23 protein-coding genes are annotated in these 23355 nt (G+C 57.0%); 11 read left to right on the top strand and 12 right to left on the bottom strand.

Features of this window, described 5'->3' with window-relative positions; translation table 11 throughout:
* Window positions 1-6: 6 nt before the first annotated feature.
* The 7 genes from cydB to ABR39_RS21085 all read right to left on the bottom strand — a co-directional run bounded on the left by cydB (window position 7) and on the right by ABR39_RS21085 (window position 4913).
* A complete protein-coding gene (gene cydB / locus ABR39_RS21115) occupies window positions 7-1017 on the bottom strand; it encodes a cytochrome d ubiquinol oxidase subunit II (protein ID WP_047348574.1) in 1011 nt (336 codons plus the stop codon).
* Window positions 1017-2420: a cytochrome ubiquinol oxidase subunit I gene (locus ABR39_RS21110; protein WP_047348573.1), complete on the bottom strand. Its 1404-nt coding sequence runs from the start codon at window positions 2418-2420 to the stop codon at window positions 1017-1019. Before ABR39_RS21110 ends, cydB begins: the two co-directional genes overlap by 1 nt.
* Before the next feature lie 68 nt (window positions 2421-2488).
* Window positions 2489-3361 carry a manganese catalase family protein gene (locus ABR39_RS21105; RefSeq protein WP_047348572.1) on the bottom strand — a complete coding sequence of 291 codons (873 nt, stop codon included), beginning with the start codon at window positions 3359-3361 and terminating at the stop codon, window positions 2489-2491.
* Window positions 3362-3378: 17 nt separating this feature from the next.
* On the bottom strand, window positions 3379-3885 hold the full coding sequence (locus tag ABR39_RS21100) for a ferritin-like domain-containing protein (RefSeq protein WP_047348571.1): 507 nt from the start codon (window positions 3883-3885) through the stop codon (window positions 3379-3381).
* Window positions 3886-3910: 25 nt separating this feature from the next.
* A complete protein-coding gene (locus ABR39_RS21095; RefSeq protein WP_013096662.1) occupies window positions 3911-4114 on the bottom strand; it encodes a hypothetical protein in 204 nt (67 codons plus the stop codon).
* Window positions 4115-4137: 23 nt separating this feature from the next.
* Window positions 4138-4632, bottom strand: a complete 495-nt coding sequence (locus ABR39_RS21090) for a ferritin-like domain-containing protein (protein WP_023311678.1) — start codon at window positions 4630-4632, stop codon at window positions 4138-4140.
* Between the two features lie 95 nt (window positions 4633-4727).
* The gene (locus tag ABR39_RS21085) at window positions 4728-4913 is read right to left on the bottom strand and encodes a general stress protein (RefSeq protein ID WP_004150795.1); all 186 of its coding nucleotides are present in this window, start codon (window positions 4911-4913) and stop codon (window positions 4728-4730) included.
* Between the two features lie 524 nt (window positions 4914-5437).
* Here ABR39_RS21085 and hglS point away from each other — a divergent pair.
* Both hglS and ABR39_RS21075 read left to right on the top strand, forming a co-directional pair.
* On the top strand, window positions 5438-6781 hold the full coding sequence (gene hglS / locus ABR39_RS21080; protein ID WP_047348570.1) for a 2-oxoadipate dioxygenase/decarboxylase HglS: 1344 nt from the start codon (window positions 5438-5440) through the stop codon (window positions 6779-6781).
* Window positions 6782-6824: 43 nt separating this feature from the next.
* Window positions 6825-8330 (top strand): carboxylesterase/lipase family protein, encoded by a 1506-nt coding sequence (locus tag ABR39_RS21075; RefSeq protein ID WP_047348569.1) that lies wholly within the window; start codon window positions 6825-6827, stop codon window positions 8328-8330.
* On the opposite strand, the gene ABR39_RS21070 is transcribed toward ABR39_RS21075, so the two are convergent.
* Complete coding sequence (locus ABR39_RS21070; RefSeq protein WP_047348568.1) at window positions 8317-9159, bottom strand: LysR family transcriptional regulator; 843 nt, start codon at window positions 9157-9159, stop codon at window positions 8317-8319. The two genes, ABR39_RS21075 and ABR39_RS21070, sit on opposite strands and share 14 nt — an antisense overlap.
* 114 nt (window positions 9160-9273) lie before the next feature.
* Between ABR39_RS21070 and ABR39_RS21065 the strand changes: the two genes are divergently transcribed.
* From ABR39_RS21065 to rimL, 4 genes are all read left to right on the top strand, one after another.
* A complete protein-coding gene (locus tag ABR39_RS21065; protein WP_047348567.1) occupies window positions 9274-10443 on the top strand; it encodes a pyridoxal phosphate-dependent aminotransferase in 1170 nt (389 codons plus the stop codon).
* 10 nt (window positions 10444-10453) lie between these two features.
* The gene (locus ABR39_RS21060; protein WP_047348566.1) at window positions 10454-11227 is read left to right on the top strand and encodes a transporter substrate-binding domain-containing protein; all 774 of its coding nucleotides are present in this window, start codon (window positions 10454-10456) and stop codon (window positions 11225-11227) included.
* Window positions 11228-11469: 242 nt separating this feature from the next.
* Complete coding sequence (locus tag ABR39_RS21055; protein WP_047348565.1) at window positions 11470-13125, top strand: glucan biosynthesis protein D; 1656 nt, start codon at window positions 11470-11472, stop codon at window positions 13123-13125.
* Window positions 13126-13170: 45 nt separating this feature from the next.
* Entirely contained in the window at window positions 13171-13719 is a 549-nt protein-coding gene (gene rimL, locus ABR39_RS21050) for a 50S ribosomal protein L7/L12-serine acetyltransferase (RefSeq protein ID WP_047348564.1), read from the top strand.
* Here the strand turns inward: rimL and ydcK are convergent.
* A complete protein-coding gene (gene ydcK, locus ABR39_RS21045; protein ID WP_047348563.1) occupies window positions 13714-14694 on the bottom strand; it encodes a YdcK family protein in 981 nt (326 codons plus the stop codon). The two genes, rimL and ydcK, sit on opposite strands and share 6 nt — an antisense overlap.
* 122 nt (window positions 14695-14816) lie before the next feature.
* Here ydcK and tehA point away from each other — a divergent pair, with 122 nt between their 5' ends.
* Window positions 14817-15818: a dicarboxylate transporter/tellurite-resistance protein TehA gene (gene tehA, locus ABR39_RS21040; protein WP_047348562.1), complete on the top strand. Its 1002-nt coding sequence runs from the start codon at window positions 14817-14819 to the stop codon at window positions 15816-15818.
* Window positions 15818-16411 carry a tellurite resistance methyltransferase TehB gene (tehB, locus tag ABR39_RS21035; protein ID WP_082132665.1) on the top strand — a complete coding sequence of 198 codons (594 nt, stop codon included), beginning with the start codon at window positions 15818-15820 and terminating at the stop codon, window positions 16409-16411. Before tehA ends, tehB begins: the two co-directional genes overlap by 1 nt.
* On the opposite strand, the gene pepT is transcribed toward tehB, so the two are convergent.
* Window positions 16408-17637: a peptidase T gene (gene pepT, locus ABR39_RS21030; protein WP_047348560.1), complete on the bottom strand. Its 1230-nt coding sequence runs from the start codon at window positions 17635-17637 to the stop codon at window positions 16408-16410. The two genes, tehB and pepT, sit on opposite strands and share 4 nt — an antisense overlap.
* Window positions 17638-17748: 111 nt before the next feature.
* Between pepT and ABR39_RS21025 the strand changes: the two genes are divergently transcribed.
* On the top strand, window positions 17749-19344 hold the full coding sequence (locus ABR39_RS21025) for an ABC transporter substrate-binding protein (protein ID WP_047348559.1): 1596 nt from the start codon (window positions 17749-17751) through the stop codon (window positions 19342-19344).
* Between the two features lie 135 nt (window positions 19345-19479).
* Complete coding sequence (locus ABR39_RS21020; RefSeq protein WP_047348558.1) at window positions 19480-20154, top strand: DUF3313 domain-containing protein; 675 nt, start codon at window positions 19480-19482, stop codon at window positions 20152-20154.
* Window positions 20155-20188: 34 nt separating this feature from the next.
* Here ABR39_RS21020 and ABR39_RS21015 read toward each other — a convergent pair whose 3' ends face one another.
* On the bottom strand, window positions 20189-21085 hold the full coding sequence (locus tag ABR39_RS21015) for a DMT family transporter (RefSeq protein ID WP_047348557.1): 897 nt from the start codon (window positions 21083-21085) through the stop codon (window positions 20189-20191).
* 173 nt (window positions 21086-21258) lie between these two features.
* On the opposite strand from ABR39_RS21015, the gene ABR39_RS21010 reads away from it, so the two are divergent.
* A complete protein-coding gene (locus tag ABR39_RS21010) occupies window positions 21259-22131 on the top strand; it encodes a helix-turn-helix transcriptional regulator (protein ID WP_047348556.1) in 873 nt (290 codons plus the stop codon).
* Here the strand turns inward: ABR39_RS21010 and ABR39_RS21005 are convergent.
* Window positions 22111-23355 carry a benzoate/H(+) symporter BenE family transporter gene (locus ABR39_RS21005; protein WP_072059269.1) on the bottom strand — a complete coding sequence of 415 codons (1245 nt, stop codon included), beginning with the start codon at window positions 23353-23355 and terminating at the stop codon, window positions 22111-22113. The genes ABR39_RS21010 and ABR39_RS21005 overlap by 21 nt on opposite strands.

Here is a 23355-nt window from a genome sequence, read left to right as displayed (position 1 = left end):
CATCCCTCAGTGGTAACCTTCAGTATCAGAAACCTTGCCCCGAAAGACGTAGTAGCTCCAGGCGGTGTAGACCAGAATCACCGGAATAATCAGTAATGTCCCAACCAGCATAAACAGCTGGCTGGCAGGCGGCGCCGAGGCTTCCCACAAAGTGATGCGCGGTGGAATAATGTTCGGCCAGAGGCTAATGCCGAGCCCGCTAAACCCGAGGAAGATCAGCCCCAGCGTCAGCAGGAAGGGGCGCGCGTGGCTGTCCGGGTTGCGCGTCAGGCGCCAGATCAGCACGCTGAAGAGCGCGACCAGCAGAGGAACCGGCAGGAACCAGAAGAAGTTAGGGAAGGTAAACCAGCGGTCGGCCACGTACTGCCAGCCGAGCGGCGTCCAGATGCTCACCACGGCGATAACCACCACCAGTGCCAGCAGCACGTGGCGGGTCAGCTCGCGCATGCGGGCCTGCAGCGCGCCTTCGCTTTTCATGATGAGCCACGTGGTGCCCAGCAGCGCGTAGGCGACGACCAGCCCGATACCGCAGAAGAGGTTGAAGGGGGTGAGCCAGTCAAGCGCAGAGCCGACGAACCGCCGCCCCTCTACGTCGAAGCCGTTAATCACGGCACCCACGACCACCCCCTGGCTGAAGGTGGCGAGCAGGGAACCGCCGGCAAAGGAGTAGTCCCAGAATTTGCGGTGGGAGGGCGTGGCTTTAAAGCGGAACTCAAAGGCGACGCCGCGAAAGATAAGGCCGATCAGCATCGCGGTGAGAGGGATGGTCAGCGCATCAATAATGACCGCATAGGCCAGCGGAAACGCGCCGAACAGGCCCGCGCCGCCGAGCACCAGCCAGGTTTCGTTTCCGTCCCAGACGGGCGCCACGCTGTTGACCATCACGTCACGCTCTCTGGCATCGCCCACGAAGTTAAACAGCAGGCCGATCCCCAAATCAAAGCCATCCATGATGATGTACATCAGCGTGGCAAACACGATGATGGCAAACCAGATAACTGAGATATCGACGCCCATCAGATTTTCTCCTCTTCCGGAACAGACTCGGCGGCAGACAGTGGACGTGCGGGCGTGCCCGAGGTATTTGACGTCAGCGTATCAACAGGCTGTGGACCTTTCTTAATCAGCCGGATGAGATAAACATAGCCCACGCCGAATACCGACGAATAGACGACAAAGAACGCCAGCAGGCTGATGCTCATCTGAAGGGTGCTGTGCAGCGAGACCGCGTCGATCGTGCGCAAATAGCCATAGACGACCCACGGCTGACGTCCCACTTCGGTGGTTACCCAGCCCGCCAGCAGCGCCAGCAGACCGGCGGGCCCCATGCAGAGGGCAAACCAGTGGAACGGGCGCGAGTGATAAAGCCGATGGCGATAGCGCAGCCAGACGCTGACCAGGCCCAGGGTGATCATTAGCAGCCCCATCCCGACCATGACGCGGAACGACCAGAAAACGATGGTCGAGTTTGGACGATCCTCTTTCGGGAAGTCCTTCAGCGCCGGGACCTGCTTATCAAGGCTGTGCGTCAGGATAAGGCTGCCGAGGGCGGGGATCTCCAGCCCGTATTTGGTGCGCTCCTCCTCCATATCCGGCAGACCAAACAGCAGCAGCGGGGTGGCCTCGCCGGGCGGATTTTCCCAGTGCCCCTCAATGGCGGCAATTTTTGCCGGCTGATGCTCAAGCGTGTTCAGGCCGTGCATATCGCCCACAACGGCCTGGATGGGCGCAACCAGCAGCGCCATCCACATCGCCATGGAGAACATGGTCCGGATGGCGGGGGTATCGTTACCGCGCAGCAGGTGCCAGGCGCCCGATGCGCCGACAAACAGCGCGCTGCTCAGGAAGGCGGCGATAGCCATATGGATCAGACGGTACGGGAAGGAGGGGTTGAAAACGATTGCCAGCCAGTCTTCAGGGATAACCTGGCCGTTCTGAATGGTGAAGCCCTGCGGCGTGTGCATCCAGCTGTTGGAGGCAAGGATCCAGAAGGTCGACATCAGCGTGCCGAGCGCCACCATGCAGGTCGAGAAGAAATGCAGGCCCGGACCAACCTTATTCCAGCCGAACATCATCACGCCGAGGAAGCCCGCTTCCAGGAAGAAGGCGGTTAACACTTCATACGTCAGCAGGGGACCGGTAATACTGCCCGCGAACTGGGAGAATCCGCTCCAGTTGGTGCCAAACTGGTACGCCATCACCAGCCCGGACACGACGCCCATACCGAAGTTAACGGCGAATATCTTTAGCCAGAAGTGGTACAGCGATCGCCAGACGTCGTTTCTGGTGCGCAGCCACATGCCTTCCAGCACCACCAGATAGCTGGCGAGCCCGATAGTGATGGCGGGAAACAGGATATGGAACGAGACGGTAAAAGCGAACTGAATTCTGGCCAGATGAAATGCATCGAGTTCGAACATGGTCCGTACCTCTGAAACGATGGGGCACGAGAATTGCCAGGCAGCTTAGGGCTGCCCGGCAAAACCGATTACGGTTTTTGCTTACCTGCGCCCAGCTCGGCACCGGTCAGCGGGTCGGCGTGTGGATCGGACTTCGTGCGGGCAGACATCGCCTTGACCAGGGTTGCCTGTTCGGTCGTCAGCGTCACGCTTGCGCTGCCGTCTCCGCCATCAACGGCAGGCTGAGGGGACTCAACGTAATCGAAATGTTTATCGCTGTTCCAGCTTCCGCGAACCTCTCCACCTTCTGACATATTGTAGTACTTGTTGGTGAATTCCTCGATTGGCGGCAGTTTTCCCGGTGGGAAGTTATTACGAATGGACTGCAACGCCTTCTCAAAGGAGAGCTGATGCGCCGCCTCACGCGTCATCAGAAACGCCAGCGCATCCTTGACGCCGGGATCGTCGGTCACGTTGATCAGCCGTTCATAAATGATCTTTGCCCGGGCCTCGGCGGCCACGTTAGAGCGCAAATCCGCCGTCGGCTCGCCGATGGTGTCGACGTAGGCCGCCGTCCACGGCACGCCCGCAGAGTTGGTCAGCGGGGTGCCGCCACCGTAAAGCAGGGAGGTAATGTGGCTGTCGTTGCCGTTTTCGGTCATCGACCGGTACAGCTCGGCCTCATTTTCCACCCCTTCCGCCAGCGCGCCTTTCGCGCCTTTATTCAGCATACCGACCAGGGTACCGATGATTTCGAGGTGGCTTAGCTCCTCGGTCGCGATATCCATCAGCATATCTTTACGGCCCGGATCGTCATCGCTCAGGCCTTGCGTAAAGTAGCGGCAGGCAGCGGCCAGCTCGCCCTGCGGCCCGCCAAACTGTTCCAGTAAAAGATTGGCCAGGCCAGGGTTGGGTTCAGCAACGCGAACCGTGTATTGCAATTGTTTGACGTGTCGAAACATGCTCACTCTCCTGTGGGTTATTTTTTCGCTTCGACACCCGATGCGTCTGAACGCAGCAGGAACTGTTCCGTCGTTTCCGGGATATGACGGATCAGCCAGTCGGCCATTTCACGCTCTTCCGCCAGAATGGTCTCGATAGCAGGCACCGAAGCGAGATCGCCCGCTTTTTTGGCCGCCGCCAGCAGGGAGGTATAGCAGGCGATTTCAAACTGCTCGAACACGTAGCCGCTGATCGAACCCTTCACGATTTCGTCAGAAGGGAACATGCCGCCGATGGATTGACCCAGCGCCGCCATTTTGCTCATCGAGTCTTTTAAAACCGAACGAGAAATATCATTACGGTCGAGGATTTCCTCCAGCAATGTAATTTGCCGTTTTGTCTCATTAATATGTTGCTCAATTCTGGCGCGAACATCAGGATAATTATCGATACGGCTGGCCATGGATTCCAGCATAGATTCGGCTTGCTTTTCCATCGCATGGGCATCGCGTAGCCAGTCATGGTAGTGTTCTACGTGATTCATCATTGTATCCTCATAATGGGTTCGCTTATTTGGTCTCACTTTCAGCAGCCTGATCAGCACGCGCGGCACTGTAGCCAGATAAGTGGCCGACAATATTAGCGTAAATACTGATAATAATGACCCATAGCACGCTGTTCTTCCACCATATTACGGAGGGGATGGCGAGAATGAACCATATTATAGCTGCCGTTAAATGGCACCGTTTAATTGTCCTGGGACTGATGCTCATTTTATTTAACCTGTGTTATAGCGTCATTTTTGCGCTTTTTGGTTAATATTTCCAACGGCCAGGTCGGTGAGTTTAAGATCGGTTTCTTTTTCTTCTTCCAGCGTTTCGGCGAGAAGTTTAACGGCTTTTTTATAGCCCAGTTGTTCAGCGAGTGTGGCAAGGGTACCGTAGCTGGCTATTTCGTAATGCTCCACTTTTTGCGCAGCGGCAATTAACGCGGCATCACGTACTTCATTCTTTTCCGTACTTTCAATGACTTCATTGGCTTCCTCTATTAAGCCTTCCATCGCTACGCATTTCATACGCTTGATCTTGATACCGTCTTCCTGTTCAACGATCTGGTCAATACGTTCAATTTGGCCCTGCGTCTCTTCAAGGTGTGCGGTAAAGGCTGCGCTGAGCTTCTCGCTCGACGCGGCGCGGGCAAGCTTGCTCAGCGCGCGGGTAAGCTGTTTTTCCGCACTGTAGGTATCCGACAGAAGATGAATAAAGACATCCTCGACGCTTTTCATATTCATAATATATTACGCTCCGGTAAAATAGTGAAAGGGTACTGCGAGCTTTTCAGCCCGCAGCATGCTCTCTGGTTTTATTAAAAGAGTTTTAAATAAGATCAGGAGTTATCAGATTTACGGCCTCCGCCGTGACTGTTCTGTCCCCCTTTCTTACCCGCTTCAGATGCGCGTTGCGGATCGTTTTTAAAATTACCACCGCTATGCTGGCCACCTTTACGTCCAGCTTCTGATGCTTTTTCACGGTCTTCAGCGAAATTACCGGAACCACCACGATGCTCTGCCATATTAAACCTCACAGTAATATATTGGTTATGTCAGTTCGATACGAAAATATTCCGTATCACTCGTCGTTCGAGTAATAACTCTAGTCGCTGTGCGGTGTGCGTCAAATGCAATTCGTCATTCACGGCTGCGTTATTTTTAAATATTTGTAAATTTGCGCTTCGCTTCGGGCGGAAATATGGATGAGCGGGAAGGACTTGTAAACAAATGCTCAGATTAATCCTAAGTTGTCGCTAAAAAGCTGAAAGATGAAGATAAAAATTAAGGGGCACTCATTCCGATTATTTTTTAGACAGTGCGCAGTCAGAAATTACTCCTTTTTAGCTAGAAAGCGAAACCCTAAGTAATTATAAAAAAGCGGGAGAAGCGAACGAGACGAAAGTGCGGTTCCGGTACGACCCGTTCTGAGTGCCCATAGCACACGGTTTGACCACTGTCGTCTTAAGATCACAATTCAGAAATTCTTCCCCCCGGAAGGAACGGGTTTCTCTACACTCCAGGTAATATTCACTGGAGGCATGACATCATGGCGAACACCATCACGGCTGATGACATTCGGGAACACTTTTCGCAGGCTATGTCGGCGATGTACCAGCAGGAAGTTCCACAGTACGGCACCTTGCTTGAACTGGTTGCGGACGTCAACCTGGCGATTCTGGAAAACAACCCACTATTACATGAACATCTGGCAAATGCCGATGAGCTTGCACGCCTGAACGTGGAGCGTCACGGGGCGATCCGCGTGGGCACGGCGCAGGAACTTTCCACCCTGAGACGTATATTTGCCATTATGGGCATGTACCCGGTCAGCTATTACGATCTCTCTCAGGCGGGGGTGCCGGTTCACTCCACGGCGTTTCGCCCGATTGATGATGCCGCGCTGTGCCGTAACCCGTTTCGTATCTTTACCTCGCTGCTGCGCCTCGAACTGATTGATAACGTCGCGCTGCGCGAGCGTGCCGCGGAGATCCTGTCTCACCGGAACATCTTTACCCCGCGCTGTCTGGCGCTTCTCGACCTGTATGAAGCAGAAGGGCAGTTCACTGACGCGCAGGCGCACGAGTTTGTGCAGGAAGCGCTGGAAACCTTCCGCTGGCACCGTCATGCGACCGTCGATCGGGAAACCTATCAGGCGCTGCACAACGAGCACCGCCTGATTGCCGATGTGGTCTGCTTCCCGGGTTGCCACATTAACCACCTCACGCCGCGCACGCTGGATATTGACCGGGTGCAGGAGTTGATGCCGAAGTACGGCATTGAACCTAAAGTTCTGATTGAAGGGCCGCCTCGTCGCGAGGTTCCCGTTTTATTGCGTCAAACCAGCTTCAAGGCGCTGGAAGAGCCGGTGCTGTTTGCCGGTGAACATCAGGGTACCCACACCGCGCGCTTCGGTGAGATTGAGCAGCGCGGCGTGGCGCTGACCCCGAAAGGCCGCGAGCTGTACGATAGCCTGCTCGCCCAGGCCGGCACCGGTAAAGATAACCTGACGCACCAGCTGCACCTGCGGGAGATGTTTAGCGCCTTCCCGGACAGCGAGCTGTTAATGCGCCGCCAGGAGCTGGCCTATTTCCGCTACCGTCTGACGCCTGCCGGAGAAGCCCATCGTCATGCGTTCCGTCCCGGCGACGATCCGCAGCCGCTGATCGAGCGCGGATGGGTGATTGCCCAGCCGATCACCTATGAAGATTTCCTGCCGGTCAGCGCCGCCGGGATATTCCAGTCCAATCTCGGGAATGAAACCCAGGCGCGCAGCCACGGCAATGCCAGCCGCGATGCGTTTGAAGCGGCGCTCGGCTGCCCGGTGTATAACGAGTTTACCCTCTATGAGGAGGCTGAAACGCGCAGCAAACAGCGTTGCGGTTTGCTCTGAAATCGTTACTCTGCTGGGGTGTGATGGAAAAAATAAGGTCGTTATGCAAAATCCTTCCGCCCCTGTGGTTGAAACGCGCCAGGGCGCACTGTCTGGTTTAACCGATGAACACGTCCACCGCTGGTGCGGTATTCCCTACGCCGAGCCGCCCGTGGGTGAGTGGCGCTGGCGCTCGCCCCGGCCGCCTGCGCGCTGGGAGGGGCTTCGCGAGGCCACGGCTTTTTCGCCCTCAAGCTGGCAAAGCAGCGAGTATTGTCAGGAGCTGGGCGGCGGCGATCCGGGCCAGTTTTCTGAAGATTGTCTTTATCTTAACGTCTGGTCTCCTGTCGACCGGGCAGAGCCGCTTCCGGTTATGGTCTGGCTGCACGGGGGCGGGTTTACCCTGGGCGCCGGTGGCCTGCCGCCGTATAACGGCAAAGCGCTGGCCACGCGCGGCGCGGTTGTCGTAACCCTCAATTACCGTCTCGGCCACCTCGGCTTTTTCGCCCATCCGGCGCTGGAAGGGGAAGAAGATCGCGTGGTGCATAATTTTGCCCTGCTGGATCAGATCGCCGCCCTCGAATGGGTGCGCGACAATATCGCCGCGTTTGGTGGCGATCCTGCCAATATCACCCTGTTTGGCGAATCCGCCGGCGCGCGCAGCGTGCTGTCGCTGCTGGCATCGCCCCTGGCAGAAGGGTTGTTCCATAAGGCGATTGTGCAAAGCGGCTATACCTTGCCGGACACGCCGCGCGAGCAGGCGCTACGGAAAGGAGAGGCCCTGGCCGTCCATTTCGGCCTGGAGAACGCAACGGCCGAGGAGCTGCGCGCCATTCCACCCGACGCGTTCTGGCCGTTAACCGCGCCGCTGAACGTGGCCCCGGCGCCCATCGCCGGAGATTGCGTTCTGCCGGAGGCCATGCTGGACGTCTTTTTTGCCGCCCGCCAGCACCCCGTGCCGGTGATGATTGGCTCTAACAGCGATGAAGCCAGCGTGATGGCGGTGTTTGGCATCGATCTCGCGGGGCAAATTCAGAAGCTGCGCCGGGAGCGCCGCTTCGGGCTAGGGCTGATTAAGTTGCTCTATCCGGGCGTGAAGGGCGATGAAGAGCTGGGCAGGCAGGTGTGCCGCGACATGGCGTTTACGACGATGGGCTATGTGGTGATGCAGGCCCAGCAGCGCGTCGGCGGGTTGTGCTGGCGCTACTGGTTTGACTATGTCGCTGAAGCGGAGCACGCCACCTATGTCAACGGCGCCTGGCACGGCAACGAGATTCCCTACGTCTTCGACACGCTTGGCCAGGTGGAACCCTCGCGCCAGTATGTCAATGCGCGGGATCTGCAGTTTGCTGCCCAGGTGGCCGATTACTGGGTGAGCTTTGCGCGCGACGCCGGTCGTCGCGACAGCCTGTCAGGGCCGACGCACTGGCCCGCGTGTCGCAAAGGACGGGACGTTCTGCTACGCATTGGTGTGAATAAACATGCAGGTTTCAGGCTTGAAAACCGCTTTATGCGCGCCCGCATGAGCCTCTTTAAACGGGTGATGAAGCACCACGTCAGCCTCGATTAAGCAAACACGCGCGAAACGCCGCCAGCCCGTTTTCCTCGCCAGGCGTTTCGCGCAGCACCAGCCGGTAGCTTGCGCCGGTTTTTATGCTTGTCTCAAAGGGCCGCATCAGCCTTCCGGCGCGGACATCTTCCGCCACCAGCGTTTCGTCGGCAATGGCGACGCCGAGCCCCTGAATGGCGGCCGTGATCGCCAGATCCATCGTGTCGAAGTGTTGATTTTTGTGCATGACAAAGCCGGGGCCTTCCTGTTTCGTCAGCCACAGCGACCAGTCTGTCTTATCTCTGGTCGGGTGAAGAAACGTCAGCGATCCCAGCGCTGCACCTTCCCGCACCGGGCTTATCACCGGGGTAAGCGACTCTTCGAACAGCAGATCGCCTGCGCTCATGTGCGTGCCGAACACGATGGCCGCGTCGTAGGATTCGGTTTTGAAATTGACGTTATGATCGGTGGTGGTGGTCAGCGCAATCTGCAGTTCCGGCTGCTCGCGCTCCACCTCCAGCAGGCGCGGCACCAGCCAGCGCATCGCGCAGGTGGGGGCCTTGAGCCGGATCACGGTTTGCTGGCTGCGGGCCTGATCGGCCACGGTCAGCAGGCGTTCGAAAGCAGACTGCAGTTCCGGCAGCAGGGCGCTGCCCTGCGAAGAGAGGCGTAAGCCGCGCGCGTGGCGTTCAAAAAGCGGAAAGCCAAACCACGCCTCAAGGGAGGCAATTTTGCGGCTCACGGCGCCCTGCGTCAGACAAAGCTCGGCGGCAGCATGGGTAAGATTCAGGTGACGCGCGGTGACTAAAAATGCGTCGATGGCATTGAGCGGGAGCGAACGGCGCGACATGGAAAACCCTCAGCTATGCATTTTTCTCATGGCTATTATGACAACAATTCGATTGTCCCGACAACGAACTTGTTGTTTGAATAGTTATGCAAAGACCATGAGAAGGGTAACAGGATGACTTTACGAACGCCGGTGCAAACACGCTCCAAACTGCCAGATGTGGGAACCACCATTTTTACCGTTATCGGCCAGCTCTCGGCGCAGCATAACGCCATTAACCTTTCTCAGGGCGCACCGAATTTTTCCTGCGACCCGAAGCTTGTCGCGGGCGTCACTCGCGCAATGGAGGCGGGGCATAACCAGTACGCGGCGATGACCGGCCTGCAGCCGCTCAAAGAGCGCATTGCCGATAAAATTGCCACGCTCTACGGTACGCGATATGACCCTGCCAGCGAGGTGCTGGTCACCGCCAGCGCCAGCGAAGGGCTCTATTCGGCGATTAGCGGGCTGGTGCATCCGGGCGATGAGGTGATTTACTTTGAGCCGTCATTTGACAGCTATGCGCCGATTGTCCGCCTGCAGGGGGCAACCCCGATCGCCATCAGGCTCACGGTGCCGGATTTTGCCGTCAACTGGGACGAGGTTCGCGCCGCGATCACCCCGCGCACGCGCATGATCATCATCAATACGCCGCACAACCCGAGCGGTCAGGTCTTCTCCGCCGACGATCTACAGCAGCTGGCGGCGCTGACGCGCAACACCGACATTATTATTTTGTCTGACGAAGTGTACGAACACGTGGTGTTTGACGGTGAGCCGCACCACGGGATGGCCACGCACCCGCAGCTGGCGGAGCGCAGCGTGATTATCTCATCTTTCGGAAAAACCTATCACGTCACCGGGTGGCGCGTGGGTTACTGTGTTGCCCCGGCGGTGCTGATGGACGAGATTTGTAAAGTCCATCAATTTTTAATGTTTTCTGCCGATACGCCAATGCAGCACGCGTTTGCGGAACATATGGTCGACCCGCAAACCTGGCTGTCGCTGTCGGCGTTTTACCAGCGCAAGCGCGATCTGCTGCACGGTCTGCTGGCCGATTCGCCGTTTACGCTGTTGCCGAGTGCCGGTTCGTTCTTCATGCTGGCGGACTACAGCCAGTTCAGCGACGAGCGCGACAGCGAGCTGGTGAAACGGCTGATCGTTGAGTACGGCGTTGCCACCATCCCGCTGTCGGCGTTTTATGCGGACGGTACGGACAATAAATTGATTCGTCTCTCTTTTGCGAAAGATGAGGCGACGTTACGGGCAGGTGCCCAGGCCCTGTGTCGGGTTAAACCACGCTGAGGAGTTGTAGATGAAATTACGCGCGTTAGTTGTCGGCATGGGATTGCTGTGTACTTTTTCCTCCTTCGCGGCCACCGAGCTGCGTTACGGTCTGGAAGCGGAATACCCACCGTTTGAGAGCCGCAATGCGGCGGGCGAACTGCAAGGATTTGACGTTGAGCTGGGGAATGCCATTTGCAAAGCGGCTGCGCTGAAGTGCAGCTGGGTGGAAACCTCATTTGATGCGCTGATCCCGGGGCTGGTGGCGAAGAAATTTGACGCCATCAACTCGGCGATGAACATCACCGAGCAGCGCCGCAAGAGCATTGATTTTACCCAGCCGATTTACCGCATTCCGTCGCAGCTCGTCGGCAAGTCCGGCACGGCTGTCGAGGCGACGCCAGAAGGGCTGAAGGGTAAAACCATCGGCGTGCTGCAGGGATCCATCCAGGAAACCTATGCCAAAGAGCACTGGGAAAAGCAGGGTGTCACCGTGGTGTCTTATAAAGATCAGAATATGGCCTGGGGCGATCTGCTGAATGGCCGTATCGACGCCTCGCTGGTGATGTCCGCGGCCGGGCAGGCAGGTTTCCTCAGCAAGCCGCAGGGTAAAGGGTTTGGCTTTATCGGCAAACCGGTGTCAGACGACACTATCCTCGGCAGTGGGATCGGTTTTGGGCTGCGTAAAGGGGACGAGGCCACCAAAAAGCAGCTTGATGCCGCGATTGATAAAGTACGTGCCGACGGCACGATCGCTAAACTCGCTGATAAGTACTTCCCGGGTATCGATGTCAGCGTAAAATAACCGCCTCATTGGCCCCGTCAGCTGATGTCCTGACGGGGCATTTTTATACACATTTTCCAGGCTTTCTTTACACCACTTTCGGGCCGTTCTGGTCGACAGAAAATATTTCTCACTTTGTTCAGATAATCACCGGCCAACAATTGGATTCTTAACCATTTTTGTTTAGGCTGTGCGTTCTTTCTTGCCGTCATTTCGCCGCGCGCGAAACACATTCACACGACCATAAGGACGTTTTTCCAGGCATGAATCGCAGACGTTTTCTAAAAGGCTCGCTGGCAGTGGCAGCCCTGAGCGGCACATCCGGCCTTGCTTACCTGTTTTCCAAAGCGGCATACGCTGCTGACTCTGACATCGCTGACGGTCAGAGCCGTCGTTTTGACTTCTCCGTACTGCAATCCATGGCGCATGACCTGGCGAAAACCCCATGGGGTGGCGCGCCGCGCCCGCTGCCGGACACGCTGGCAACCATGACGCCGCAGGCGTACAACGCCATCCGGTACGATGAAAAACAGTCTCTGTGGAACAACGTTGAAGGGCGTCAGCTGGACGTGCAGTTCTTCCATATGGGGATGGGGTTCCGCCGCCGCGTGCGGATGTTCTCGCTGGACCAGTCCACCTCGATGGCGCGCGAGATCCACTTCCGCCCGGAGCTGTTCAGCTACGGCGAAACGGGTGTGGATACAAAGCAGCTGGAAGGGCAAAGCGATCTCGGCTTTGCGGGCTTCCGCGCCTTTAAGGCCCCTGAACTGGCGCGTCGCGATATCGTCTCTTTCCTGGGGGCGAGCTACTTCCGCGCGGTGGACGACACCTATCAGTACGGCCTGTCTGCCCGCGGTCTGGCGGTTGATACCTTTACCGACACGCCGGAAGAGTTCCCGGACTTTACCTCTTTCTGGTTTGAAACCGTCAAGCCGGGTGATACCACGTTTACCGTCTATACGCTGCTCGACAGCCCAAGCATCACCGGTGCCTATAAGTTTGTGATCCACTGCGAGAAGAGCCAGGTGATCATGGAGGTCGAAAATCACCTCTACGCGCGTAAGGACATTAAGCAGCTCGGCATCGCGCCGATGACCAGCATGTTCAGCTGCGGCAATAACGAACGCCGCATGTGTGACACCATTCACCCGCAAATCCATGACTCCGATCGCCTGGCGATGTGGCGCGGCAACGGGGAGTGGATCTGTCGTCCGCTGAACAACCCGCAGAAGCTGCAGTTTAATGCCTACATGGATAAAAACCCGAAAGGGTTCGGCCTGCTGCAGCTCGATCGCGATTTCTCGCACTATCAGGACGTGATGGGCTGGTATAACAAGCGTCCGAGCCTGTGGGTTGAACCGCGCAACGACTGGGGGAAAGGCTCGGTTGGCCTGATGGAGATCCCGACGACGGGTGAAACGCTGGATAACGTAGTCTGCTTCTGGCAGCCGGAAAAAGCCGTCAAGGCGGGCGACGAGCTGGACTTCAAATATCGCCTGTACTGGAGCGCCATGCCGCCGGTGCGTTCTCCGCTGGCCAACGTCTTTGCCACCCGCACCGGTATGGGCGGGTTCCCGGAAGGCTGGGCGCCGGGCGAGAATTACCCGAAAGTGTGGGCCCGCCGCTTTGCCATCGACTTCGTCGGCGGCGACCTGAAGGCCGCAGCGCCAAAAGGTATCGAGCCGGTGATTACGCTCTCCAGCGGTGAAGCGAAGCAGGTTGAGATCCTCTACGTCGAGCCGTTTGACGGATACCGAATTCTGTTTGACTGGTACCCGACGTCGGATTCGACGGAGCCGGTGGATATGCGCCTGTTCCTGCGCTGCCAGGGCGATGCCATCAGTGAAACCTGGCTGTACCAGTATTTCCCGCCAGCGCCGGACAAACGTCAGTACGTTGATGACCGGGTAATGCGTTAACGATCGATTCCCTCTCCCTGTGGGAGAGGGTTAGGGTGAGGGGCAATGACCGCAGCAAAATCCGAAATTATCCCGGTATCTGACGCTATCGAACTTCGCGCCGTCGAAGAGCGCTACACCGCCGACCTGCACAACCTCGTCGTTAAAAACAAAACCTTTCTGCAAACCGCCTTTGACTGGGCGCAGCACGCGGGCAGCGAAGAGGATACCCGCCGTAACGTGCAGAGTAACCAGATGCTGCACCAGCGCGGCTACGCCAAGATGTTTTTAATCTTCAAGGATGACGCGCTGGTCGGCGTGCTGTCCTTCAATACGATTGAACCGACCAACAAAGCCGGGTACATCGGCTACTGGCTGGATGAAGACCACCAGGGGCAGGGCATTCTTTCTCGGTCACTGCAGGCGTTTATGCGCTACTACGCTGAGCGCGGGGAGATCCGCCGTTTTGTGATTAAGTGTCGAGTCGCGAATCAGAGCAGCAACAGCGTTGCCCTGCGCAACGGTTTTACTCTGGAAGGGTGCCTGCGGGAAGCGGAATACCTGAACGGCCGCTTTGACGACGTGAACCTCTACGGGAAAATTTATACCCTATAACGCGCCCAGCAGCGGCGTGCGGGTGATGCGCTGATCGCCGTTAACCACTTTTTCGCCGCGCAGGTGAATGCTCTCGCCGGCAAAGGCTTCAATCACCGCATCGTCGGTGATTTCAACCCGGTGCTCGATGAGCACATCGCCGCTGATCCGCGCGCGTCCCTGAATCACTACTTTATCGTCCAGCATGATCGGCCCGCCGCGCAGCCAGGCCTGACCGCCAATCAGGACGTGGTGCTTGATGACGCAGTTGCCTTCCACAACGGCATTCTCCGCAATCTGCGAGCTGTAGCGCACCGTCGGGATGGCATCGTCGTCAAAACCGGCTATCACGCGGGCGTTGCCGTAGACTTTTGCGCAGTCGCACACCCAGACGTTATTCAGGTCGTTACCCTCGAGGATGGCGTTGTCGAATATTTCAGCGCGATGCTCAACGAAAGCAAAATTGACCATCGCCTCGCCGTAGATTTGCGCCTGGTGCACAATGCGCGACTGGCTGACGGTCGCCTTATCGTAGATTTGCAGGATCTGTTCATGGTCCGGCGTCAGCCCTTTGGCAGCGATAACCACGCTGTGATGCAGTACGCGAGCCTCACCGTAAATATGGCACTCGCCGCGCACGCAGGATTGCTGAATGGTGACGTTGTCACTTATTCGTGCGCCGTGGCTCACCTCCACGCCATCCAGCCAGCAGCTGCCGCCGATATGCGCATCATGGCTAATGATGCAAGGCAGGGTAAGACGCGCGTTGCCGGATACGGCTGCGCCGGCGAATACCACGCTGTTTTCATCGTAGATCCAGCAATTGCCGTCCTGCGAGAGGGCGCGCTCGTCGTCAATCCAGCCGCCCTTCGTGCCGGCCACGATGTCGTTAAAATCGGCCGTGGCGATAATCTGCCGCAGCGTGGTGGAATGCGAGGTCTCGCCGTTTTTCCACTGCCAGAGGCGGGTTTCATCGCTGAGTCGGTACTTTTTCATCGTGCGGTCTCTGATAGGCGTCTCAACTAAACGTAGCAAACTTTTGGCCTTTCGTTGTGCTGGCATCCGCTGCAGAAACCCCTTAAAATGGCATTTAAAATACATTTTAAAAATTAAAATTAATGAGCAAATTTAACACTCCCCAACAGGCGCTTAACTTGCCCGCCGGGTATTTTGGCATGGTGCTTGGCATCATCGGTATGGGCTTTGCCTGGCGCTACGCCAGCACCCTCTGGCCGGTGACGCGCTGGCCGGGGGAGAGCCTGGTTGCCCTTGCGGTGGTGTGCTGGTTTCTGTTAACGGTCGCGTTTTTGACGCGCGCGATCCGTTTCCCGCGCAGCGTGCTGGCAGAGATGCGGCACCCGGTGACGAGCAGTTTTGTCAGCCTTTTCCCGGCCACGACGATGCTGGTCGCCATCGGTTTCGTACCCTGGTTCCGTCCGGTTTCGCTGGCGTTGTTCGGCATTGGCGTGGTGGTGCAACTTGCGTATTCCGCCTGGCAAAGCGCCGGGCTATGGCGCGGGAAACATCCGCAAGAAGCGACCACGCCTGGATTATATCTGCCCACGGTGGCGAACAATTTTATCAGCGCGATGGGGTGCGGCGCCCTCGGGTTTCAGGATGCAGGGCTGGTCTTCCTCGGCGCGGGCGTCTTTTCCTGGCTCAGCCTTGAGCCGGTCATACTGCAGCGTCTTCGCAGCGCCGGAGAGCTTCCCGCCGCGCTGCGTACGTCTCTCGGGATTCAGCTGGCGCCCGCGCTGGTGGCCTGTAGCGCCTGGTTCAGCGTGAATGGCGGTCAGGCGGATACGTTTGCGAAAATGCTGTTCGGCTATGGCCTGCTGCAGCTGCTGTTCATGTTGCGCCTGATCCCATGGACCCTGTCCCAGCCGTTCAATGCCTCATTCTGGAGCTTCTCCTTTGGTGTATCGGCCCTGGCAACCACGGGTTTGCATCTGGGACAAAGCAGTCCGGCGGGCTTTTTCCACGCCATCGCCGTGCCGCTGTTTATCTTCACCAACGCCATTATTGGCTGGCTGTTGGTGCGTACATTGATTCTGCTGCTTCAGGGCAAACTGCTGGTTCGCACTGATAAAGCACTGCTTATGCAATCTGAGGAAAAATGATGACCGTTGATGAGAATTACTTCACAGAGAAATATGGCTTAACCCGTACGCACTCAGAAGTGCTGTTCAGTGCGGAAAAGGTTAAACCGGGCAAAACGCTGGACCTGGGCTGCGGCAACGGCCGCAACAGCCTGTACCTTGCGGCCAACGGTTACGACGTGACCGCGTGGGACAAGAACCCGATGAGCATCGACAATATTGAGCGCATCAAGGCGGCAGAAGGGATTAAGAATCTTCAGACCGCAATTAAAGATCTCAACAGTCTGAGCTTTGACGGCGAGTACGATTTTATTCTCTCCACCGTGGTGCTGATGTTCCTGGAAGCCAGTACCATCCCGGGCCTTATCGCCAATATGCAGCGCTGCACCCGGCCGGGCGGCTACAACCTGATTGTCGCCGCCATGGATACGGTGGATTACCCATGCACCGTCGGCTTCCCGTTTGCGTTCAAAAGCGGTGAGCTGAGCAATTACTATGAAGGCTGGGACCTCATCAAGTACAACGAAGAGCCCGGCGAACTGCATCGCACCGACGAAAACGGAAACCGCATCAAACTGCGCTTTGCCACGATGCTGACGCGCAAGCCCGCTTAACGGGCGGCCAGCAGGCAGAGCTGCAGGGCGGTGCGGTAAGACGCCTCGAACGACGACAGCGGCAGGAATTCAAATTTCGAGTGGAAGTTATGCGCGCCGGTAAAGAAGTTCGGCGTGAGTAACCCTTTTGCCGAGAGCGCCGCGCCGTCGGTACCGCCGCGCATGGGCGTCGGTTTCGGCGTGATGCCGAGCGATTCCATCGCCTCAAACATCAGGTCGATAGCGCGCCTGTCTTCGCCAATCGCATTGCTGATATTGCTGTAGGTATCTTCAATGCGATACTCCACGCTGGCCGTCGGGTGTTGGGCGGCAATCCGCGCGGCGACGTCGGCAATCTGCTGCTTGCGGGCAGCAAAGTTGTCCTTGTCGAAGTCCCGGATATTGGCCTTAAGAACGGCCTCGTTCTGCCCGGCCTGAATGCCGTTAAACCAGATATAGCCTTCACGCCCCTCGGTGCACTCCGGCGTCTGCTGGCGGTCGAAGTGGCTGATAAAGTCGGTTGCCATTAATAACGGATTCACCAGCACGCCTTTGGCGGACATCGGGTGCGCCGTCACGCCGGTAAAGCGGATCTCAGCGGCTGCCGCATTAAAATTCTCGTAGACAATTTCGCCCAGCTCGCAGCAGTCGATGGTCCAGGCGAAGTCGACGTCGAAGCGCTTAAGGTCCAGCGCCTTGGCGCCGTTCAGGCCGATCTCTTCGTCAGGCACAAACGCCACGACGATATCGCCATGCTGATGCTCCGCCGTCAGGTTTTCCAGCACCGTCATCACCACCGTGACCGCAGATTTATTATCGGCGCCTAATACGCTGGTCCCGTCGCTGAAAATAATCTCCTCGTTCGGGTAAGCCAGAATTTCAGGGTGCTCTTTCACCCGCAGCCAGATCTCTTTTTCTTTATTCAGACAGAGATCTTCACCGGTAAACGTTAATATTTGTGGATGAATATCCGGTGATAATCCCACGTCGACGGTATCAATATGGGTAATAAAGCCGATGCGCGGTGCGCCGGGCACGTTGCCTTTTTTGACCGCCGTCACCGTGGCGAATTCATCAATCACAATGTCGTCTAAACCCAGCCGTGCCAGCTCCTGCGCCAGTTCCCGCGCCATGTCGTGCTGGCCCGGCGATGAGGGCAGCGTTTTCACTTTAGGATCGCTCTGGCTGGTGATGGCGAGATAGCGGAAAAAACGGTGCGTTAATTGTCTGGAAAGCGGCGAGCCCATAGTGATTTGTTCCTTATTTATTTTTCGGGTGTTTGCCATCTCACTTTAATGTTATTTATGAAATGGCAAAAGAATTAATTAGCCGTCGAATTAAAAAGACAGGAATAAATGATGACAAGCAAACTCGCAACTTTCACGCTGGCGCTTGCTGCACTCACGGTCAGTTCCGCTGTCGCCGCAAAAACGCTGGTGTATTGCTCCGAAGGATCGCCGGAAAACTTCAATCCTCAGCTGTACACTTCGGGAACCAGCGTGGACGCCAGCGCCGTGCCGGTCTATAACCGGCTGGTCGATTTCAAACCCGGCACCACGGAGCTGGTGCCGAGCCTGGCAGAGCGCTGGGAGGTGAGCGACGACGGCAAGGTTTACACCTTTCATCTGCGCAAAGGCGTTAAGTTCCAGAGCAACAAATCCTTCACGCCGACCCGCGACTTTAACGCCGATGACGTCATTTTCTCGTTTATGCGCCAGAAAGACGTCAACCATCCGTACCACAACGTCTCGAACGGCAGCTACTCCAACTTCGAAAGCCTGGAGTTTGGCAGCCTGATCACCGCCATTGATAAAGTGGATGACCACACCGTACGCTTTACCCTGGCACACCCGGAGGCGCCGTTTGTCGCCGATCTGGCCTGGTATTTTGCCTCGATCCTTTCAGCGGAGTATGCCGACGCGATGCTGAAAGCGGGCACGCCAGAGAAGGTGGATATGGCGCCGATCGGCACCGGGCCGTTTAAGCTGGCGCAGTATCAGAAAGATTCCCGCATCCTGTTCACGGCGTTTGCTGACTACTGGCAGGGGAAATCGAAGCTGGACAGGCTGGTGTTTACCATCACGCCGGATGCCTCCGTGCGGTTTGCCAAAATTGAGAAGAACGAATGTCAGGTGATGCCGTTCCCGAACCCGGCCGACCTGCCGCGTATGAAGGCCAACAAAGATATCACTCTGATGAGCAAACCCGGGCTGAATACCGGCTTCCTGGCGTTCAATACCCAAAAGCCGCCGCTGGATAACGTGAAAGTTCGCCAGGCGCTGGCGATGGCCATCAATAAACCGGCCATTATTGACGCGGTGTTCCACGGTACCGGCACCGCGGCGAAGAACCTGCTGCCGCCGGGCGTCTGGAGCGCCGACAGCGAGCTTAAAGACTACGAGTACGATCCAGAAAAAGCCAAAGCGCTGCTGAAAGAGGCGGGTTTTGCCAACGGCATGAGCATCGATTTATGGGCAATGCCCGTCCAGCGGCCCTATAACCCGAATGCGAAACGCATGGCGGAGATGATTCAGGCGGACTGGGCGAAGGTCGGCGTACAGACCAAAATCGTCACCTACGAATGGGGCGAATATTTAAAACGCGTGAAGGGCGGAGAGCATCAGGCCGCGCTGATGGGCTGGACGACCGCTACGGGCGATCCCGATAACTTCTTTGGCCCGCTGTTTACCTGCACCTCGGCAAACGGCGGGTCAAATTCGGCGAAATGGTGCTACAAGCCGTTTGATAACATTATCGCCGAGGCGAAATCGATAACCGATCATGATAAACGCGTGGCGCTGTATAAACAGGCTCAGCAGATCATGCATGACCAGATGCCCGCGGTGATGATTGCGCATTCGACGATTTTCGAACCGGTGCGCAAGGAAGTGAAGGGCTATGAAATCGACCCGTTTGGCAAACATCTGTTCTGGCAGCTGGATATAAATCAGTAATTTTTCACTGCCCGGCACGCGTCCGGGCAGTCTTTTCGCAATTTGTGCTCCCCGCATCATTTTTTGTCACAACAAACCCACCAGTCTTTTGCTATAACTTCAAATGCATACTTGCAGATAACATGGAAAACTATCATGCGTACTCAAACTTTTTTTAAAGTTGCAGTGCTTACTGGTCTGTTGGCGTTGGCGGGCTGTTCTTCTAAAGTCGCCGCTCCCGAACAATATTCTGGCTTTTTAAAAGACTATTCAGGATTACAGCAGACGACGTCTGCGACGGGTAAACCAACGCTGCGTTGGGTTGATCCTTCCTATAACGAAGCTAATTACGACAGTATTATCTGGACGCCGATTACTTATTATCCTGCGCCTAAACCGACAACACAGATTGGTCAAAAAACGCTTGATGAGCTGTTGAATTACACCAATAACAAAATGAAAACCGCTATTGGTACCCGTAAGCCGATTGTCACCACGCCGGGTAAACATAGCCTGATTTTCCGCGGTGCCATTACCGGGGTGAGTTCGCAGAAAGAGGGACTGCAGTTCTATGAAGTGGTGCCTGTTGCGCTGGTGGTTGCCGGTACGCAGATGGCAACCGGACATCGCACCATGGATACCCACCTTTACTTTGAAGGTGAGCTGATCGATGCGGCTACCAACAAGCCGGTCATGAAGGTGGTGCGTAAAGGTGAAGGTAAAGAGCTGAATAACGCAAATACGCCGATGACCTTTGCGACGCTGAAGCAGGTTGTTGATGATATGGCGACCGACGCCACCATGTTTGATGTGAAAAAGACCGCAAAATAACGTAAAACGGCCTGCGTAATGCAGGCCGTTTTATTTACGCCGTGCGCAGGCGTCTGAACCAGGTTTCGGGTTTGGTAAACATCACCATATTTCCCCCCAGAATCAGCAAGAGTCCAATAATTCCGTTGAAATGCCAGACGTAGCCTTCATACACCGTGGAGATGGAGAGCGCCACCAGCGGGAAGAGCAGCGTACTGTAGGCTGCTTTGCCCGGGCCAATGCGTCCCACCAGCGTGAAGTACGCGCCAAAGGCAATCACCGAACCAAACAGGGCCAGATAGAGCAGCGCGCCAATGTAGCTGGTGGTCCACTCCGGCGTGAAGCTGTCGCCTCTGAAGAGCGCAATGCAGCCCATCACCAGCGTGCCGTAGAGCATCGCCCAGGCGTTGGTGGTCATGGTTTCAAGGCCTCTGCGCTGATGGCGCATGCTGATCATATTGCCCAGCGAGAAGCCGTAGGTACCGAGTGCGGAAAGACCAATGCCCGTCAGAAGCGACGCGCTCCAGCCGCTGGCCAGCAGATCGTCCCAGAAGAGGGTGACGATCCCGACCAGGCCCAGTGCCGCCGCCGTCCAGAAACGGGCGGGTGGGCGCTGCCCGAAGAAAATAAAGCTGTTAATGGCGTTATAGAGCACGGCCATGGAGAAGATCACCGACTCCAGCCCGGTATTGATGTGCGAGGCCGCGGTGTAAAAACACCAGAAGTTAAAGCAGAAAACGCAGCATCCCTGGAGCATGCAAAAAAGATGATCCCGCAGCGCCAGCTTGCGCAGGCGGCGCAGGGCGAGTAATACCACCATCATCGTGAGGCTCGCGACGGCGAAGCGCCAGAAAATAGAGACGGGCGCCGCCACGGGGCCCTGCTGCAGGAAAATGGCAATCCAGGTGGTTCCCCAGATAATGACCACCAGTCCGTATAGTAATGCGTTCATATTGTTCTCTTCTCAAACCACCGAAGCCCGCAGTATGGCGCTGCATTTTATAAAGGGCTTTCACCAGCTTGCGGCAGACTTGCAAAATCTTGCGCTTTTTTCTTTCCCGGGGACTGGCAACGAAAGACAACTCTTCTTAGACTGACATTCCAGTCCATCACGCGCTAACGGTTATGTCTCACGCTTACGATACCTTTGAAACGCTTTGCCAACAGAATGCAGTCCTGCGGGAAACCGTCTCTCTGAATTCGGGTATTCAGCTGGCAGCGTGGTACAACAAGCACGATACGATAACGGTAAAAAGTAACCATCACACCCTTAGCCTGTACGTGGCAGACGGTTACGAAAGCTACCAAAAAACGCCGGGCGGCTGGAAGAACGGCGGGGGGCCGGACCGTTTCTGTTTGATGCCCAAAGAGAGCGAATCGACGTGGGATATCCGGGACGATCTGTCGTTTGTGCATCTCTACTGTACCGATGAACACCTGCGCGACGTGGGCGAAAAAATCTGGGACAAGCGGCCGCTTTCGCTGACCCTGGACGAACGTATTTTCGGCAGCGATCCGAAGATCACCGCGCTGTATCGCCAGTTTTTGCTTGGCTGCGACTGGCAGCAGCACGCCAACCAGCTCACCCTGAGCACGGCCTCTACGCTACTCCTGACCCATCTGCTGCAAAACTACTCAAACGTGCAGTGGAAGCTGCCGGTCGTCACCGGTGGGCTATCGCCGTTTGTGCTGCGCAACGTGCTGGCCTTTATTGAAGAGAACCTGGGCCAGCCCCTGACGCTGGCCGAACTGGCGGCCCAGGCTGCCCTCAGCGAATACCATTTTGCCCGCATGTTCCGCCAGTCGACGGGGCTGGCGCCGCATCAGTACGTGATGCAAAGGAGAATGGAAAAAGCGAAAGCCCTGGTGCAGCACACCTCAACGCCGCTGACGGATATCGCCCTTGCCTGCGGGTTTAACTCCGCCAGCCACTTTAGCAACCGCTTTCGCAGCGTGACGGGCATGACGCCGTCGCAGCTACGCGCGGCGAGCGCGTGAAAACAGGGCATAGCATACGCCGCCCAGCACCAGCCCCCAGAATGCCGAGCCAATCCCCAGGATCGTGACGCCGCTTGCGGTCATCAGAAACGTGACGATGGCCGCGTCGCGCTCCGCTTCGTGATTCAGCGCCTGATATAAGCTCCCGCTGATGGTTCCCAGCAGCGCCAGACCGGCCAGCGTCTGGATCCAGCTGAGCGGCAGGGCGGCCATCAGCCCGGTAATCGAGCCGCCGAAAATCCCCGCCAGCAGATAGAACCCGCCGGCAGCAATGGCCGCCAGCCAGCGTTTGGCGGGATCCGGGTGCGCGTCCGGGCTTTGACAAATGGCGGCGGTGATCGCCGCAATGCAGATGGAAAAGACGCCAAAGGGCGAAAGCAGCAGCGCCAGCCCACCGGTAACGATAATGAGCGGCGAGACTGCCAGCGGGTAACCCGAGGCTTTCATCGTGGCGAAGCCCGGCGCATTTTGCGAAGCCATGGTCACCAGGAAGAAGGGCACGCCAACGCTCACCAGGCTGGTAAAGGTGAAGGAGGGGGCAATAAATTCAGGCATTACCAGAGAGAGGGTAAGCTTATCGGTGACAACGTCACCGCCTGCCCATGCCACGATACCGCCCACCAGCAGCGTGACCACGATGGCATAGCGCGGAGCCAGCGCTTTTGCTATCAGCCATGCAGCAATCATGCTGCCGCACAGCAGAAAGTGTCCCTCCAAGTGCGCAAACGCGTGCAGGCCAAACTGCAGCAGCACGCCTGCCAGCATGGCGGCGGCCAGAGAATGGGGGATCAGCTTCATCAGCCGGGCGAATAAGCCGGTGATGCCGCAAAGTAAAATGAGCGCATTGGCAAAGATGAAGACGCCGATCGTTTCAGCCAGCGTCACGCCGTGCAGGCTGGTGGCGAGCAGCGCCGCGCCGGGCGTCGACCAGGCGGTCAGCACGGGCGCCTTATACCACCATGAAAGCGCTAGCGTGCTGACGCCCATTCCAATACCCAGCGCGGTCATCCAGCCCGCGATCTGCTGCGCGCTGGCACCTGCCGCAGCCGCGGCCTGCCAGATGATGGCTGCCGAACTGGCGTAACCCACCAGAACGGCGACAAACCCAGCCAGTACGGTGGGAACAAAATGTGATGAAGAGCGCATGAAAACTCCGTTGTGCGTTATAGCGTCCGCGATAAGGTAACACTGTGCGCTATAGCGTACAAGTGGTATGCTACGCAT

This window comes from Enterobacter genomosp. O, assembly GCF_001022965.1.
Classification (GTDB): Bacteria; Pseudomonadota; Gammaproteobacteria; order Enterobacterales; family Enterobacteriaceae; genus Enterobacter; species Enterobacter cloacae_L.
Note: the sequence above shows the minus strand (reverse complement) of the source record. Positions and strands in the feature narration are given on the sequence as shown.

Bases quoted from the DNA above. Each gene is read 5' to 3' on its own strand.
- ABR39_RS21065 (WP_047348567.1), top strand. From the start codon at position 9,274: ATGACTTTACGAACGCCGGTGCAAACACGCTCCAAACTGCCAGATGTG.
- ABR39_RS21110 (WP_047348573.1), bottom strand. From the start codon at position 2,420: ATGTTCGAACTCGATGCATTTCATCTGGCCAGAATTCAGTTCGCTTTT.
- tehA (WP_047348562.1), top strand. From the start codon at position 14,817: ATGAGCAAATTTAACACTCCCCAACAGGCGCTTAACTTGCCCGCCGGG.
- ABR39_RS21075 (WP_047348569.1), top strand. From the start codon at position 6,825: ATGCAAAATCCTTCCGCCCCTGTGGTTGAAACGCGCCAGGGCGCACTG.
- rimL (WP_047348564.1), top strand. From the start codon at position 13,171: ATGACCGCAGCAAAATCCGAAATTATCCCGGTATCTGACGCTATCGAA.
- ABR39_RS21070 (WP_047348568.1), bottom strand. From the start codon at position 9,159: ATGTCGCGCCGTTCGCTCCCGCTCAATGCCATCGACGCATTTTTAGTC.
- ABR39_RS21105 (WP_047348572.1), bottom strand. From the start codon at position 3,361: ATGTTTCGACACGTCAAACAATTGCAATACACGGTTCGCGTTGCTGAA.
- ABR39_RS21090 (WP_023311678.1), bottom strand. From the start codon at position 4,632: ATGAATATGAAAAGCGTCGAGGATGTCTTTATTCATCTTCTGTCGGAT.
- ABR39_RS21060 (WP_047348566.1), top strand. From the start codon at position 10,454: ATGAAATTACGCGCGTTAGTTGTCGGCATGGGATTGCTGTGTACTTTT.
- ABR39_RS21010 (WP_047348556.1), top strand. From the start codon at position 21,259: ATGTCTCACGCTTACGATACCTTTGAAACGCTTTGCCAACAGAATGCA.
- ABR39_RS21055 (WP_047348565.1), top strand. From the start codon at position 11,470: ATGAATCGCAGACGTTTTCTAAAAGGCTCGCTGGCAGTGGCAGCCCTG.
- ABR39_RS21005 (WP_072059269.1), bottom strand. From the start codon at position 23,355: ATGCGTAGCATACCACTTGTACGCTATAGCGCACAGTGTTACCTTATC.
- hglS (WP_047348570.1), top strand. From the start codon at position 5,438: ATGGCGAACACCATCACGGCTGATGACATTCGGGAACACTTTTCGCAG.
- ABR39_RS21095 (WP_013096662.1), bottom strand. From the start codon at position 4,114: ATGAGCATCAGTCCCAGGACAATTAAACGGTGCCATTTAACGGCAGCT.
- ABR39_RS21025 (WP_047348559.1), top strand. From the start codon at position 17,749: ATGACAAGCAAACTCGCAACTTTCACGCTGGCGCTTGCTGCACTCACG.
- ABR39_RS21085 (WP_004150795.1), bottom strand. From the start codon at position 4,913: ATGGCAGAGCATCGTGGTGGTTCCGGTAATTTCGCTGAAGACCGTGAA.
- ABR39_RS21015 (WP_047348557.1), bottom strand. From the start codon at position 21,085: ATGAACGCATTACTATACGGACTGGTGGTCATTATCTGGGGAACCACC.
- cydB (WP_047348574.1), bottom strand. From the start codon at position 1,017: ATGGGCGTCGATATCTCAGTTATCTGGTTTGCCATCATCGTGTTTGCC.
- ydcK (WP_047348563.1), bottom strand. From the start codon at position 14,694: ATGAAAAAGTACCGACTCAGCGATGAAACCCGCCTCTGGCAGTGGAAA.
- ABR39_RS21100 (WP_047348571.1), bottom strand. From the start codon at position 3,885: ATGAATCACGTAGAACACTACCATGACTGGCTACGCGATGCCCATGCG.
- pepT (WP_047348560.1), bottom strand. From the start codon at position 17,637: ATGGGCTCGCCGCTTTCCAGACAATTAACGCACCGTTTTTTCCGCTAT.
- ABR39_RS21020 (WP_047348558.1), top strand. From the start codon at position 19,480: ATGCGTACTCAAACTTTTTTTAAAGTTGCAGTGCTTACTGGTCTGTTG.
- tehB (WP_082132665.1), top strand. From the start codon at position 15,818: ATGACCGTTGATGAGAATTACTTCACAGAGAAATATGGCTTAACCCGT.